The 15,818-nt window shown below is 41.8% G+C and carries 13 protein-coding genes; 4 read left to right on the top strand and 9 right to left on the bottom strand.

Annotation, left to right across the window (positions count from 1 at the left end; all coding sequences use genetic code 11):
* From AC1DPZ_RS10805 to AC1DPZ_RS10795, 3 genes are all read right to left on the bottom strand, one after another.
* Positions 1–909, bottom strand: a 909-nt coding sequence (locus AC1DPZ_RS10805; protein ID WP_477403099.1) for a hypothetical protein, incomplete at its 3' end; no start/stop codon positions are given.
* Entirely contained in the window at positions 890–3,172 is a 2,283-nt protein-coding gene (locus AC1DPZ_RS10800; RefSeq protein WP_477403097.1) for a glycoside hydrolase family 95 protein, read from the bottom strand. The genes AC1DPZ_RS10805 and AC1DPZ_RS10800, both read right to left, overlap by 20 nt.
* A 275-nt stretch (positions 3,173–3,447) precedes the next feature.
* Positions 3,448–3,879, bottom strand: a complete 432-nt coding sequence (locus AC1DPZ_RS10795; RefSeq protein ID WP_477403095.1) for an L-rhamnose mutarotase — start codon at positions 3,877–3,879, stop codon at positions 3,448–3,450.
* A gap of 209 nt (positions 3,880–4,088) precedes the next feature.
* Between AC1DPZ_RS10795 and AC1DPZ_RS10790 the strand changes: the two genes are divergently transcribed.
* Positions 4,089–4,157, top strand: a complete 69-nt coding sequence (locus AC1DPZ_RS10790; RefSeq protein WP_477403101.1) for a hypothetical protein — start codon at positions 4,089–4,091, stop codon at positions 4,155–4,157.
* A 395-nt stretch (positions 4,158–4,552) separates the two neighbouring features.
* Positions 4,553–6,652 (top strand): response regulator, encoded by a 2,100-nt coding sequence (locus tag AC1DPZ_RS10785; protein ID WP_477403093.1) that lies wholly within the window; start codon positions 4,553–4,555, stop codon positions 6,650–6,652.
* A 61-nt stretch (positions 6,653–6,713) separates the two neighbouring features.
* On the opposite strand, the gene AC1DPZ_RS10780 is transcribed toward AC1DPZ_RS10785, so the two are convergent.
* Positions 6,714–7,331: an acetyltransferase gene (locus tag AC1DPZ_RS10780; RefSeq protein WP_477403091.1), complete on the bottom strand. Its 618-nt coding sequence runs from the start codon at positions 7,329–7,331 to the stop codon at positions 6,714–6,716.
* Between the two features lie 457 nt (positions 7,332–7,788).
* On the opposite strand from AC1DPZ_RS10780, the gene AC1DPZ_RS10775 reads away from it, so the two are divergent.
* Positions 7,789–8,655 (top strand): glycosyltransferase family 2 protein, encoded by an 867-nt coding sequence (locus AC1DPZ_RS10775; protein ID WP_477403089.1) that lies wholly within the window; start codon positions 7,789–7,791, stop codon positions 8,653–8,655.
* Between the two features lie 117 nt (positions 8,656–8,772).
* Positions 8,773–9,489 (top strand): DUF72 domain-containing protein, encoded by a 717-nt coding sequence (locus AC1DPZ_RS10770; protein ID WP_477403087.1) that lies wholly within the window; start codon positions 8,773–8,775, stop codon positions 9,487–9,489.
* 42 nt (positions 9,490–9,531) lie between these two features.
* Here the strand turns inward: AC1DPZ_RS10770 and AC1DPZ_RS10765 are convergent, their stop codons facing one another.
* From AC1DPZ_RS10765 to AC1DPZ_RS10745, 5 genes are all read right to left on the bottom strand, one after another.
* A complete protein-coding gene (locus AC1DPZ_RS10765) occupies positions 9,532–10,290 on the bottom strand; it encodes a hypothetical protein (protein ID WP_477403085.1) in 759 nt (252 codons plus the stop codon).
* Positions 10,291–10,308: 18 nt separating this feature from the next.
* Positions 10,309–12,612, bottom strand: a complete 2,304-nt coding sequence (locus AC1DPZ_RS10760) for a family 20 glycosylhydrolase (protein ID WP_477403083.1) — start codon at positions 12,610–12,612, stop codon at positions 10,309–10,311.
* Positions 12,613–12,845: 233 nt separating this feature from the next.
* Positions 12,846–13,802 carry a thioredoxin-disulfide reductase gene (gene trxB, locus AC1DPZ_RS10755; protein WP_477403081.1) on the bottom strand — a complete coding sequence of 319 codons (957 nt, stop codon included), beginning with the start codon at positions 13,800–13,802 and terminating at the stop codon, positions 12,846–12,848.
* 74 nt (positions 13,803–13,876) lie between these two features.
* Positions 13,877–15,049 (bottom strand): dipeptidase, encoded by a 1,173-nt coding sequence (locus AC1DPZ_RS10750; protein WP_477403079.1) that lies wholly within the window; start codon positions 15,047–15,049, stop codon positions 13,877–13,879.
* Between the two features lie 67 nt (positions 15,050–15,116).
* Positions 15,117–15,542, bottom strand: coding sequence for a DUF3592 domain-containing protein (locus AC1DPZ_RS10745; protein WP_477403077.1), 426 nt, complete (start codon positions 15,540–15,542; stop codon positions 15,117–15,119).
* Between the last annotated feature and the right edge of the window lie 276 nt (positions 15,543–15,818).

Genomic DNA, 15,818 nt, shown 5'->3' with positions numbered 1-15,818 from the left:
AAATATGCCAGTACAATCCCTTAAAATATCCCGGTTTTGATAAATGAGGCCGGTTTTAAAACCTGGATTCTTTTTAAAGTACACCCTTAGCAGGTTTGCACCGGTTTCTGCATACTTCAGCCCATTCATGTTAATATCTGTACGTTGCAGGTCGCCCGTTGCAGGGTCAAACACCTGCCATAACGAGATGGGATTATGACGCCAGCCTTCTCCTTCCCAGGTAAGCAGGCTATCCTTAATGCTGTATTTTGAATCGAAGTGAATCTTCAGTTCGGCGAAGTTATCAGCCGTTTTAAGCACTTTCAACTCGGATACTGTTGGCCTGTGATAATCATAGGTAGCGCCATGAATGCTTATATTTTCGCTATGATCTATACAGGTCTCTATCATTTTTCCACGCATCACCATTTTTGCATCCCACGCCTCAATATCTACATACCTTGAACTGTCGATATATATTGCAATAGCCTTTGGCGTATATGCATCATCGTTAGTATTCGATATAAAAAATTGCTTTTTAAAGCTTGTTTCGGGGTAAAAATTATAGGTTCCTTTTAAAAAGATGAGCTTAACATGCTTTTTACTGCTGCCACGCGCCACCAGGAACAAGGATTCCTTAAACTCAGCCGAACCAATAATTGTTATCCTGTCGCCGGCAGAAAAGATCCTTTTGTTTACCTGTTTAAATGTTTTCCAGGCGTTATGCCGATCAGTTCCCMGGTTATCATCACTGCCCTTTTTAGCATCGATATAGTAAGCGGTATTACCCGGCGATATGATCCGGTCATTGATGACCGGATATTTTATTGCAGCGCGGGCAGGCAAACCAAAATAAATAGCAGCGACAAGAAAAAAGGGAATTAAATACCTGTGCCCGCGCTGCATGCTATTAGTTGCCTCTAAAAACATAAGTTTTGCCTGCAATTGAATTAAACTGGTATTTATACTCGTTATCAGCCATAGTTTCCGGAATTTTTGCTCCTTCGGCCAGCAATTTATTTGGCGATCTGAGCTTACAAACCCCGCCTGCCAGTGATTTAATGGCAAGCTTCGTTATTTTTCCATCTTTCCATTCCATATCGGTGACCTCGAAATCGCCGCGGGCCCGGATGCCTTGTACGCTGCCTTTTAACCATGCTTTTGGCAAGGCCGGCAATAGTTGAATCTCATCTGTCTGGCTTTGCAGCAGCATTTCGGTAACACCTGCGGTGTAACCAAAGTTACCGTCTATCTGGAACGGCGGATGCGCACAGAAAAGGTTGGCGTATACCCCACCGCCGTTATTATAATCAACACCCGAACCACCTGCCAGCGTTATAAAATTATTAAGGATCTTGTAAGCATGGTCACCATCCTGCAGGCGTGCCCAAAAGTTCATCTTCCAGGCCATCGACCACCCTGTGGAAACATCGCCCCGGGCCAGTAAACTTACTTTAGCGGCCTGTGCCAGCTCAGGCGTTTTGATGGTGCTGATACGCCTGCCGGGATGCAAACCAAAAAGGTTTGACGAATGGCGGTGCGTATCTTTAGGATCATCCCTATCGGTTTCCCACTCCTGTAGCTGCCCCCATTTGCCAATTTTAGGTTTTAGTAAATGCTCCCTCATATCGGCAACAYGGTCGCGGTAGGTTTTATCGACATTTAAAACATCGGCTGCGGCAATATAATTGGTAAACAAATCGTAAACTATTTCCTGGTCGTAAGTTACCCCATCTTCGGTAGGCCCATGCTCTGGCGACCAGCCCAGCGGCGATACCAACGTACCATCGGGGCGGCGTTTTAAATGATCGTCCCAAAATTCAACAATCTCTTTCAGGATAGGATAAGCAAAGCTTTGCAGGTAAGCTTTATCTTTTGTAAAAGCATAGTGCTCCCAAATACCCTGTGCGTACCAGGCACTGCCGGGCGTATTCCATAAAAAACTTCCTCCCCCGTATACCCCGTTCTCGGTTTTCACCGTCCAGCCGCGTACGCCTGGATATTCTTTTTGGGTGCTTACCTTTTTTACCTCGCGCATACTATTGATATAATCGAGGTATGGGAAATGGCATTCAGAAAGATTAGTTGGTTCGGCCAGCCAGTAATTCATTTGGATGTTAATATTAGAATGGTAATCGCTGCGCCATGGCGGGTTGTTGCTTTCGTTCCAAAGCCCTTGCAGATTGGCGGGTAAGCCCCCTTTTCTTGAAGAATTGATCAGCAAATAACGGCCATATTGGTAAAGCAGGGCTTCCAGTTGGGGGTCGGTTGCTTTTTTATAATTAATGAGGCGTTTATAGGTTGGTTCGGCTGCTATTGGCGACGGTGTTGTGCCCAGGTTTATAGCAACCCTGCCAAACAAACTTTGGTAGTCGGCTATATGATTGCCCGATAACTGCAGGTATGTTTTGGCTGATGCAGAATTCAGGTTTTGCTTTACTTTAATACCAGGAGCTTCGCCGCGCCAATGCTGTTCGCGCTTGTTGCTATAATCTGTTGCTGCCGAAAGCAATATTGTAAAACCATTAGTCCGGTTAATATTAAGCTGTGAGCCGCCTTTTCCATCGCTTTCAACTGTGGCAGTACCACCTTCTGTTTTTACTACGATGGATGCCTGGTAAGCCGGGCCATTATCCAGCTTACCCTCAAACTGCAAAGCAGTGCCGTTGCCGGTAACTTTTGTACCATGTGCATCTTTTAAGCTAATGATGGCCGAATAAGCGTTCTTTTTATCGGCACTAAAACGCAGCACCATTACTTTATCGGGAAAACTGCAAAAGTATTCGCGCTTGTAAGCTACACCGCCATCGGTATAAGCTACCTGCTGAATGGCTTTACTGAGATCCAGCTGCCTGCGGTAGTTTGCAGGTGCCGCCATGCTGGTGTCCTTCCCTTTAAAATCAATAAACAAATCGCCAAAGGCCTGGTATGCGCCGGTTTCGGTTTCATCTCCCGTCCACAGGCTGATCTCGTTAAACTGGATATGTTCCCTGGCCACGCCTCCAAAAACCATGCCTCCAAAGCGGCCGTTACCCATGGGGTAAGCTTCGGTCATCCAGGTTTTTGCGGGTTTATCGTCCCRTATAGCTAAGTCTTGCGGGCTGATTTTAGCCGCATGGCGCTGGGCATTTACTTTACCGGAGTATACGGCTACAAAGGCAATAAAACTGATGCGAATTATTTTTTTTATCATTTTAAGTTTAAATCGGATGGGCTAAATATCAGTATAAACAGCCGCTACAATACACCAATCTTAGCAAATTATTATGTTATTACCGATAATTCAAATTGGTAAATAAACAAAAATCTATTAAAGATAAATATTGTTTCCTTTTGCTATGAATGGAATATTAGCGCTAAAATGCATCTTAATGCTCATTAAGAATGAATGGACCGCTCTTGAGAGGCACGAAGCAATGACGTGAATATTTGATGTGTGGGTGTTTTAAACAACTACTAAGTAACATTTTAATCAGTATGGAACACTTCCTCCATATTTTGCCATTGCTTTTTTTGTGCAACAGTTTCGGGGAACGGGTTTTGTGTTGGGTCTGTTTCTTTCCACCAGTGTTGGGTAGCGGTGTCGGCGGCCATTTTAGCCATGTCTTTCTTTAAATCAACGCCAGAGTACTCAAAGTAGCTAAACAAAAAGTACTTGTTTTCAATTTTTTGAATGTAGATGGAATAATTGTGAATATTAAATTCGGCAATTTTTTTTAATAACCCCGACCCGGCATCAGCGTGCAGCTTTTTATAATAAGCCATTTTTTCGGGCTTCAAGCCAGTTACCATGCCAAAGCGCTGCACATTTATAGTGGCCACTTTTGGTGCATCTTTATTATTTTGAGGTTTACTGCGCTGGTTTCGGATATAAAGTCCAAAACCAATCCAGCTTGACATTATTAAAATGACGACAAGTATCTTGAATGAATTCATGTATTATATATTATCTGAACAGGTAGAAAAGCACAGCCATTATACAAATCAACAAAACTGAAAGTATCTTATAATTGCCCAAACCGCCCCAACTGCACCACGCAATGGCTCCCAGGAAGATTTCCAATACAATATAGCACTTTCTTTGGTATGTTGAACAGGATGGCGATAAAATAAAGACCGTAGCTGCCTGTCTGGGTTATGAAAATCCCTACTATTTCTCGCGCATATTTAAAAAATAGGCTCCTCGCCCGAGCGATACCGCATTACGGCGAAGAATACGGGTTAATTAACGGAACATCTCCTTTAATTTCTCATTAAACCACCATCGGCCCGAAACATTATTTAACCACGGGTTTTAACCTCGATTGTTCGAAATATTTTTTTCCCAACGGGAAGAGTGTGTTGGGATATGAAGTGGCAGGGAGGGATTTCTGTCAATTTTTCTTCGGGGAGAACAGGCGAAACCACTTTTTTATCTCAAAAAATAGCGGAAACTTACTCAAACAAGTTTCGTATAAGTAAATTGAAACAGCAAATATTTATTTAGAAGTTAAAATAAAATTAATAGATTATGTAGATAATGTTTAGCCATTTTACTCATTTTCATTCTTCATTTTAACCACGCTATAAAGTCATGGCTAATCCTTTCTCAATGATAATTTTATTTTTGAAGAAAAAACTAAGAGATATTACCATATCTAATAAACTGTATTTTACAGTTGGAATAATGACTTTGCTGGTTACTCTCGAGGTATGTACCCTTTGGTTTGCAGTAGGCACACTTTCTTCGGTCAGGTCTATGGTAAATGGTGAAGGCTTATGGTCAAAAGCGCAGAAAGACGCTGTCTATAGTTTGTTTGTTTATGCACACTCGCACCAGGAAAAGGATTACCAGGCTTTTCGCGAATTTTTAAAGGTTCCGCTTGGTGATAATAAAACCCTCCTCGAACTTAAAAAATCAAATCCCGACCTTCGGATCGCCCATGATGGTTTTATAGAAGGCCGTAATCACCCCGATGATGTTGATGGAATGATCAGCCTGATCACCCGCTTTCATAGCATTTCTTACCTTAACAAGGCGATTGTTGCCTGGGGCGAAGCAGAGAAAAAAATGGAGCAATTAATTGCCCTGGGTGATAAGCTGCACGTTATGATAAGGTCGGGGGCGGTTTCGCAGCAGGAAATTGATAAGCTGATGACACAGGCCAATGAGCTAAACAGAAAGCTTACCATATCCGAAGATGATTTTTCGTTTACACTTGATGAGGGCGCCCGCTGGCTCGAGCGCATTGTTTTGCGGATATTGCTGACCTTGTCAATCACCATAGGCACAACAAGTATATTGATAACAATTTCGGTGACCCGCGGTATCGAAAAGGGCATTAAAGCAATAGTAGACGGCGCGGCATTGGTTAGTAAGGGTTTATTGGATACCAGGGTAAAGGTTTATTCGGGCGATGAGATTGGAATGCTCGCTACCTCTTTTAACCAGATGACCGATACGCTGGAACATAGCTTACACAATATAAACGAGCTTACAGACAAAAAAGAACAACTTAAAAGGGAAAAAGAAAAAGCCGAAACTTCGGAAAAGACCAAACAGCTTTTTTTGGCCAAAATGAGTCATGAGATCCGCACCCCGATGAACGCCATCCTTGGCTTCGCAAAGCTACTCGAAGAAACTATTAAAGGTAAAGAGGAACAGGAATACATTCGTATAATTATTAAATCGGGCGATAATCTATTAGTTATTTTAAATGATATCCTCGATTTTTCGAGGATGGAGGCGGGTAAAATTGTTTTTGAAAGCACACCGATCCGCATCAGGGATATTGTACATCTCAACATCAGGATGATGGAGTCGAAGAAAAAAAATCTCGAAATCACTTACAGTATTGATGAAAAAATACCCGAAATAGTATTGGGAGATTCGGTGAGGCTGAACCAGATCTTGTTAAACCTTATCTCGAACGCTATAAAATTCACCGAAAAAGGGGGTGTATTTGTTTCTGTAGTTTGTGGGGAGGGAAATATCGATAACATTTTAGTCGATTTTAGGGTTAAGGACACCGGCATAGGGATCCCGATAGAAAAACAGGCGAAAATTTTCGAGAGTTTTGAGCAGGCTACCAATGATACCGCGCGCAAATTTGGCGGAGCCGGATTGGGGCTCAGCATTGTAAAGCAACTGGTGGAATTGCAGAAAGGCGAAATTTTTGTTAATAGCGAAGCCGGAATCGGTTCCGATTTTCATTTCAGGTTGCCGTTTTTAAAATTTGAGACCGAAACGGAGACCATTCGCCCTATAAAAGCCCAAACAACACCCCAAAATGGAAACGGCATTAAAATTTTAGTGGTAGAAGACAACCCGATAAACCAGATGCTGGTGATAAAGGTGCTCAAAAACCAGGGCTTTGAAACCGAAGTGGCCGAAAACGGATTAATTGCCTTAAGCCTGTACGAGCATAACGATTTTGATATTATCCTGATGGATATACAGATGCCCGAAATGGATGGTTATGAAGCTACACAAAAAATACGCGAGCTAAAAACCTATAAAAAGGATATCCCCATTATTGCCATGACGGCACACACTATTAAAGGTGAATACGAGCATTGTATAGAAATAGGAATGAATGATTTTATTTCGAAACCGTTTGACAAAAATGAATTGTACAAAAAGATTTTTGAACTATTAAAAAGAAATAAAAGTGAGGTCCTCGTATCGCCGTAAAAACGGAAGATTTTTTGCAGCCTCGCAAAACATGAGCCTACATTTATTTTTTTAAACAGCGCTAAGATTGAGTAATTAGTCTTGCGGGGTTTCCATAAACTAAGCAGTCGCAGGCAATATTTTTAGTTACTACGGCACCGGCTCCTATAGTTACGTTCGATTCAATAATAAGTTTGGGTAAAATAGTTACATTAGAACCAATACTGCAATTGGAACCAATTTTTACATCTCCCAATATCGTGGCCCGAGGAGAAACTTCAGAGAACTCTCCAATTTGAACCCCGTGATGAATTTGTGATCCGGTATTAATCAAACAGCCTTTTCCAATAACGGTTCCTGAGCCAATAAAACAATTTTTCATCACATCGTAATGTAAATCGTTTGCAAACAAACTAAATGTTGACATTAAGGAGCGTAAAGGGAGATACTCTCCACCCAATTTAATAAACTTGTTAAAAGCGAATCTTCTTTTGACAGGATCGCCTATACCTAAGATAAATTTAAATTTGCCGGGTAAAATATTTTTGACCTCTCTTTCGGATTTTAATATCCTGTAATTTCCCAGTTTGATATTTAACGCATTAATATCATCATAAAAAAAGATCTCTTCTTTTACGGAATTTTCTAATAGTACATCCAAAACTTCTAATGCGTGTCCGCCGGCTCCGAAAATCACCATAGCTTTTTGGGTTTTTATGGTATTGGCTGCATCATTAAATAAATGTTAATYTCACAACAATATTAACATTAAATTCTCACACAAAACCACCGTTGTTATAGGCTTTAAAAAAGTGCCCGTTTACTTAACAATACATAATAAGTTGATTTTCAACAAATTAAAATCATCAAAACAGGTAATACAGGCATGTGTTTATGGCCAATATGTAAAGGCACTTTACACTTTATGTGCAATATTTAATCATAGTTTACAATTTCAAACAATTGCTATAAGTTTATGTATTATTGATACCAGTTAAATAGATTTGTCTTGAAACTTAGAGAAGATCAATATCTGCGGGGGCTCACAGGACTTTAAACCTAAATCCGGATAAAGGAGATAAATGGCTTAAAAGCAGGATACGTCCATAATAAGCTTGTTTGCCTAATTATACCCTTTGCATAAAAAACCGAAAAAGATGAGTTATGATGAAAAGCAGGATTTAATGGTCAGCATTTGCTGTATCACCTTCAACCAAAAAGAATTTATTTCCCAGGCCCTTGATGGTTTTATGCTGCAGGAAACAAACTTTAATTTTGAAATTGTAATTGGCGACGATTGTTCTACTGACGGCACATCAGATGTGTTGGCATTATTTAAAAAAAAGTACCCGGCCAAAGTTAAATTGATTACTAATGAAAAAAACATGGGTTGTTATTATAACCTCATGAATACAATTAAAGCATGTAAAGGCAAATATGTAGCACTTTGCGAAGGAGATGATTATTGGATAAGGCCTGATAAGCTGCAAAAACAGGTTGATTTTTTAGAAAAAAACCCTGGTTACGTAATTTGCTGCCATTACACCCAGGTAATTAACGCTTTAGGCGAAACGCTGTATGTTCATCCAAAACCGGTACCACGCGAATATACTTACCTTGATTTGCTTGYGGGGAAGCAGGAAGAGACCAAAACAGCTACCCTGGTATATCGTAATATCCCCGAGGTATACCAGGTATTCCYGAAGCCCTGGTATCACAGTGTTTTCGCTGCCGATAAACTATTAAAACTTTTTGCCACGTATAATACCGGCCTTAAAATATATGTACTGCCAGAAGTAATGAGCTGCTACCGTAACCACATGGGAGGCATATGGAGCATGATAAAAAACGAATCGCGTATGGAAATGATGATCAGTGATTTTAATCTGATCATTAAGCAATTCGGTTATCCGGAAAGTCAAAAAAAGTTTTTATTGCTGCTGTATATAAAAAGATACTTATTATTTGAGTTAAAGCGGTATAAAATGAGGAAAGCGTACGAGACGATAAAATACCTTCTTTAGCTATCCATAGGCCTGTGCAGCCATCTGTTTTTACCAATGTTTACCCCTCACCAAATCTGTTTGTTTAATTCGGCAAACAAAACTTCAGGCCGCATTCTTTTATACTAAAACACATTTATGGATTGGCATATCGGTTGTTCGGGGTTTCATTATAAGGATTGGAAGGGCAGGTTTTACCCTGAGGACCTGCCGCAGCGCAAATGGTTTGATTACTATTGCGAACACTTTAAAACACTGGAACTTAATGTTACTTTTTATCGTTTTCYCCAACTTTCCTTTTTGCAGAACTGGTATGGCAAAAGTCCGGCCGATTTTAGGTTTGCAGTAAAAGCGCCCAGGGCCATAACCCACTACAAAAAATTCAATGACTCTGCCGACCTGATCACCAGCTTTTATGATACCATAAATAACGGCTTGCAGGAAAAGCTTGGCCCGGTACTATTCCAGATGCCGCCCAGCTATAATTATACCGAAGAAAGGCTGGAAAAGATCACCAACAGCCTTAACCCAACATTCAAAAATGTGCTGGAACTGCGCCACGCAAGCTGGTGGAATACCAGTGTATGTAAAAACCTGGCAGAACATAACATCACCTTCTGCGGCATGAGCCATCCCAGCCTGCCCGATGATGTAATAAAAAACACACCGGTTGTGTACTACCGCTTTCATGGTGTACCCAATTTATATAGGTCGCCCTGTTCTATGGAGTTTCTGCAAAAAGTGGTTGGCTCCGTTAAGCACGATATTGATATTAAAGAAGCCTGGTTTTATTTTAATAATGATTTTGACGCCGTAGGTGTGAAAAATGCAAACGAGATGATTAGCCTGATTTAGGGTGCACAGAATGGCGCACCTGTTAATACTAATCAAACTGAACTAATCCCTATGCCTCCTACGCTTTTTCTTCTTACTTGATTTTGATGAGCTTTTCTTCTCCGATTTGTTAGACTTACTCACCCTGGTGTCCGATTGCTTTGCCGGGGCTATCGCGGTAGCTTTATCCGCCACTTCAACAGAATCTTTGCTCAGTTGCTTTACAGTAAATTCGTTACGGCTCAGGCCGTATTCCAGCTGGCGTTTGGCACCGGTTGGTACCGCATCTTTACCGCTACCCTTGTAAATTGGAAACTCGCGGAACAGCTTACCCTCGCGGATATAAAAATTATCCCCGCCCCGGTAGCCTTTGCGTTGTGATGAGTTCAGTTTAGGAAAATCGAGTTTATTTGCCCTGTTATCAGTAAATTCAAACGCGTACATACTGGTACGGTTTATAGTATCTTTTGATTTTGCTTCTATCAATATTTCCGGGTTGCCGTCCGCGTCCATATCGGCATTGTAAACATCGATAATATTGCCATCCAAATCGCCGGTAGTAGTAGTATACCTGATGGCCGATGAATCTGAATGCAGGATCATAAACGCCCCCGCCTCCTGCGAACCACGCCCCCAGCTTAATACATCATAGCTTTGCCCTGGTGATACCTCTATCAGCTTATGAAACCTGAATGGTTGTATCAATCCGGGCTTTTTGGCAGCAAGTGATGCATTTTTACTCTTGTTTTCGCTGTTGCCGCATCCGGACCCGGCAATAACCATGGTTATTAAAAAAGTTATATAATAAAATCTCCTGATCATTATATGTTTATAATCCTGTTAATTTTTTAGCACATCGGGTGTTAATTCCGCTTTGGTTTTACCTGGTGCAGCTATAAATACTTTTAAAGTATTGTTACCACCCGCATCCACATATTTTAAAGTGAAACGGTGATATCCCTTCAATAAAGGTGCCGCACCAAACTGCTCAATTACCGCGTGTTTACCATCATTATCAACAACTACCTGGTCGTCAATCAATAAAACAGACCCGTTGGCAGATAGTGTTGAGAAGCCATAATTCCCATCGGCATCAATATAAATAAATCCGCTGTAAATTACACCAAACTTACCTTTACTTTTTCTGAAATCTGTTGTACTAAAGGTTTTTACTGCACCACTATCGCTTGCGAGGCCAATCAGCTGACTTGTACTGCCAAAGGTTCCGGTAAATAATTGGTAATTTAATCCAGTACTTGTACCCGTATAATTAACGGGGGCTAAAGGCGCTTTATTGTAAACCAGGGTACGGGTAATATTACTCCTTTTGCCCGATGGGGTGATCACTAAGGTTTGCAGCTCGCGGTATTGATCAAGTGGTACATMGTAGGTCATCGGGATATGGTATTCCAGGTCGGTTTCGCGCGGGGTATAGCCATCAATGGTGTAATATATCTTAGCGCCATCAACCGGTGATTTTAGGTTGACGCTCATCTGGCTGCCTATCATTACGGTGTCTTTTGCCCCAATAGCTACCGGCACATGGTAATTTAAATTATTCTTATCCAGCCAGGCCAGGTGAGATGGCAAACGGGTTTCTGAAAAATCCCGGAAGTTTTTATTCGCCAGGGGCGACCATGCTATTTCTGATAGCGCCATCAATCGCGGCAGCAACATAAACTCCACTTTGGCATCGGTTGCTACATACTCAGTCCACAGGTTAGCCTGTACGCCCATAATGTATTTCTTTTGCTCTGGGGTTAAAGCTTCGGGAGTTGGATCGTAGCTATAAATTTTAGATAAGGGTTCATTACCTCCAATGCTTAATGGCTCCTGGTTGGGTTTACCCTGCCCGTGGTCTATATACAAACCGTGGCTGCCTGGCGTCATGATCACATTATGATTTTGCTGCGCTGCCGCTATACCACCTTCTTCGCCGCGCCAGCTCATTACAGCAGCATTTGGCGCAAGACCGCCCTCCAATATCTCGTCCCAGCCAATAATGCTTCGGCCTTTGGAGTTTACAAATTTCTCTACGCGCTGTATAAAATAGCTCTGCAGTTCATTTTCATCCTTAAGTTTCAATTTTTTTATAAGCTGCTGGCAAAATTTTGAATTTTTCCAGGCCTCTTTAGGGGCCTCATCACCTCCTATGTGAATGTATTTGCTGGGAAACAGCGCCATCACCTCGGTTAAAACATCCTCTATAAAGGCAAAGGTTTTGTCAGATGGGCAATAGATATCTTTAAACACCCCCCAGGTTTCGGCCGGCTTGTATGTTTTAGCCGGGTCGCAGCTTAGTTCAGGGTAAGCCGCCAGGGCAGCCTGCGAGTGACCGGGCATTTCAATTTCGGGTACTATGTTAATATACCTTTCTGATGCGTATTTTACCACATCGCGAATCTGATCCTGGGTGTAAAAACCGCCATAAGGTATACCATCAAACTGTTGCGGGGTTTTATCACGGTAGCCTCCAATTAAGGTTTGTGCCCGCATACTGCTGATCTGCGTTAGCTTTGGATATTTCTTAATCTCAATACGCCAACCCTGATCTTCGGTTAAATGCCAGTGAAAGTTATTGAGTTTATAGACTGCCAGCAGGTCGATATATTTTTTCACCATCTCTACCGAGAAAAAATGGCGACCAACATCGAGCATAGCACCGCGATAACCAAAGCGAGGATAGTCTTCCACCTGTACACATGGCAATTTAGCAGTGGCGGCCCTTTCAGCAGGGAATAGCTGAATAAGTGTTTGTACACCATAAAACAGGCCTGCTCCTTTACCGGCAACAATAATTTGCTGTGGGGTAATTGTTAAGCGGTAACCTTCTGCAGGTAAATTTTCGGTACCGACAGATGTTAGGGTAATTACATTTAATGCACTACCTCCGCTTTTTAATGTTATGGCTTTATTGTAGGCCTGGTTATTGGCCAGGTAATCCTTAAAAAACAATACAGCTTTGTTGGATGGTGAATCGGCCTGGATGCTGGTTTCCCGGCTCAATACAAAGTTGCCTGGTGCTTTTTTAAGCGATACAGGCGCCGGGATGATTCCTGCATAAGTGTCGGTGTCCTGGGCGTTAACAACAATGGTAAATGATGTAAGCAATGCAAACAGCATTAAGGAGGCTTTTTTTAACATAGTTTTAATTGGAGGTTGGTACTACGTTGTGAATATAGAAGTTTTTAAAAAAATATAAGAAGTTTTCTATTGTAACAAAAGCATAGCGCTTTGAATAGTTGACGATTTACGCCCCCATACTTACATGTAACCCATATATAAACATATTTAAAACAAAAGGCCATTTGCTGCCAAATGACCTTTTAAAATATTTTCTTAAAGCCCTCTCCTTTGGAGAGGGTTAGGTGAGGCTCTTAGGCCGTAACTACATGCTCTTTAGCTGCCAGATAACGCTCTGCATCAATGGCTGCCATACAGCCTGTACCTGCTGCTGTAACAGCCTGGCGGTAAATATGATCCTGGGCATCGCCGCAGCAAAATACACCTTCTACATTGGTTTGTGTTGAACCCGGATGGGTGATGATATAACCGGTTTCGTCCATATTTAACCAGCCTTTGAAGATATCGGTATTGGGATGGTGACCTATCGCCACAAAAAAGCCGCTAACATTAAGGTCAGTTTCGGTATTGGTTGCGTTGTTGATTACCTTCACACCGGTAACACTCTGCCCGTCGCCAAGGATCTCCTTCGTTTCAGTATTGTACAGTATCTCGATGTTTGGTGTGTTCAAAACGCGATGAACCATTGCTTTTGAAGCGCGAAACTCATCACGGCGAACGATCATGTAAACCTTGCGGCAAAGTTTAGCCAGGTAGGTAGCTTCTTCGGCAGCGGTATCGCCGGCACCTACTATGGCTACATCCTGTCCTTTAAAAAAGAAGCCATCGCATACAGCACAGGCCGAAACACCAAAGCCGCTATATTTTTGCTCGGATGGTAAACCCAGCCATTTTGCTGATGCACCTGTTGAAATGATAACGGTATCGGCCAATATGGTTTTCACTTCATCAACCACCACTTTATGCGGCAGGCTGGTAAAATCAACCGAACTTACATAACCAAAACGGATCTCGGTACCCAGGCGCTCGGCCTGTTTACGAAAATCTTCCATCATTTCGGGACCCATGATACCTTCAGGATAACCTGGAAAGTTCTCTACATCGGTAGTTTGGGTAAGTTGTCCGCCGGCTAATAAACCAGTGTACATTACGGGCTTCAAATCGGCCCTTGAGGCATATATTGCGGCAGTATATCCCGCCGGGCCCGATCCTATGATCAGGCATTTTACGTGTTCTAATTCTTGCGTCATTCCTTATAAAAGTGTATGCGAATTTAAGGTTAATCTGTTTATTAGACAAATGGAATATGGTCAGTTCTGTGCCATCATTTACCGGCGTTGGCCTTTAGCACCCGCATCACATTTCCGCCTAAAATTTTATTAATATCCTTTTTGCTATAATTAAGTTTCAGCAGTTCTTCGGTGATCTTTGGATAATCGCTTACGCTATCCAAACCTAAGGGATATGACTCGGCCCCGTCAAAGTCAGATCCGATGCCCACGTAATCAACCCCTATCAGCTTTACGATGTAATCTATATGATGGATAAGCAAGCTCAAAGGCGGGCGGATCTTGTCCGATTCGGTTTTGTAGATCGCATTCAGCCGGATATTGGCAAGGTCGCCGTCATGATAGATCTTTACCAGCGAATCCAGTTCTGCTTTATGCTGATGGAGAAAAGCGGTTACTTTGGGTGTATAAGTACTATCAACAAAACCGCTGTAAAAATTAAGGCAAACCACTCCCCCATTTTTGGCTAACGCTTTTAACTGATCGTCCTTTAAATTACGCCTGTTGGGGTCTATGCTCCAGGCGCAACTGTGCGATGCAATTACAGGCTTTGTGGTAGTAGCCAGCACATCATAAAAAGTACGTTCGCCTACGTGCGATACATCAACCATTACGCCCAACTCATTTAAATGATGAACGATTTGCTTACCATAATCTGTTAAACCCAAATGTTTCAGGCTATCTTTTTTGGTGACCTCATCCCTTGCCGAAGTAGCCCAGGAGGTGCTGTTATTCCAGGTGAGGGTTAAATAGTTCATACCGCGTTTGGCCAGGCTGTCAATGTAATCCATCCTGTCTTCAATCATATGCCCGCCTTCAACACCGATAAGGGCGGCCAGTTTATGTTTTTTTACAGCCTTTTTCAGTTCGGCGCTGTTATACACCAGGGTTATTTTATCTGGGTTACGTTTAATGAGGGCGTATAATGAATCTATCTCGCGGTTAGCAAAAGCGAAGGCTGTTCCCTTACCATAATTTTCGCCGCACCAAATGGAGAAGATCTGCGCATCCAAACCACCTTCTTTGGCACGCACCAAATCAAAATTGCCTTCTGTTTGCCGTTTCGCAAGGTCAAATTTAATGATCAGCTGGTTGGATAATACATCATTATGTGTATCTACCAGGATTGCCTTTTGATGAATTTTAGAAGCATCCTGTGCCGAAAGCTTTAACGAAAATAGTAATAAAGGTAGCAGCAGTTTTTTCATGCTGGAAGATATGGAAACCAGTACAGATACACAAATTAAAAACCGACAACGAAAATGGAGTGCCGGATTAATTTGGAGAATACTGGTTTAAGATATAATAAATTAGTACGCCTATTAATATTGCCGCACCTACCACAACAAGCACCAATCCTAAGGCTTTACTGAAAAAGTTATCAATTATAAAATGCTTATAATCCGCCGGGTCATATATTATTTTAACAACATCTCCTTCTTTATAGGCAGCAGGGTTAGACCCCATATCATATTCTTCAGTTATCCAATTCTTATCTAAGGTTACATACCTTATTACGGGATAATATAAAAGCATACGATCTTTGCCGCTGCTCAAACGTTCTTCCAATTTAAAAACCACGCCTTCAACCTTAATTCCAGACTTTAGTAATTTACGACGTTCGTTTATTTTTCCAATACCCCAAACTATGAGGAAAGTTCCACCTGCAAGTAGTATAAGTTCATCAATTGTTGCATCCATTGAATATTGATTAGGTTGATTTTTTTGTCTGAACCGGAATTGAACGAATTAAAAAATTTACAGAATTTTGTCTGAACCGGAATTAAAACAGATTAAAGGATTACCAGGATTTCTGCCTAAATTGTATGGCAATTTTTCTCACCACTCACCACTCACCACTCACCACTCACCACTCACCACTCACCACTCACCACTCACCACTCACCACTCACCACTCACCACTCACCACTCACCACTCACCACTCACCACTCACCACTCACCACTCACCACTCACC

Source organism: Mucilaginibacter sp. P4_G9 (assembly GCF_056400985.1).
Note: the sequence above shows the minus strand (reverse complement) of the source record. Positions and strands in the feature narration are given on the sequence as shown.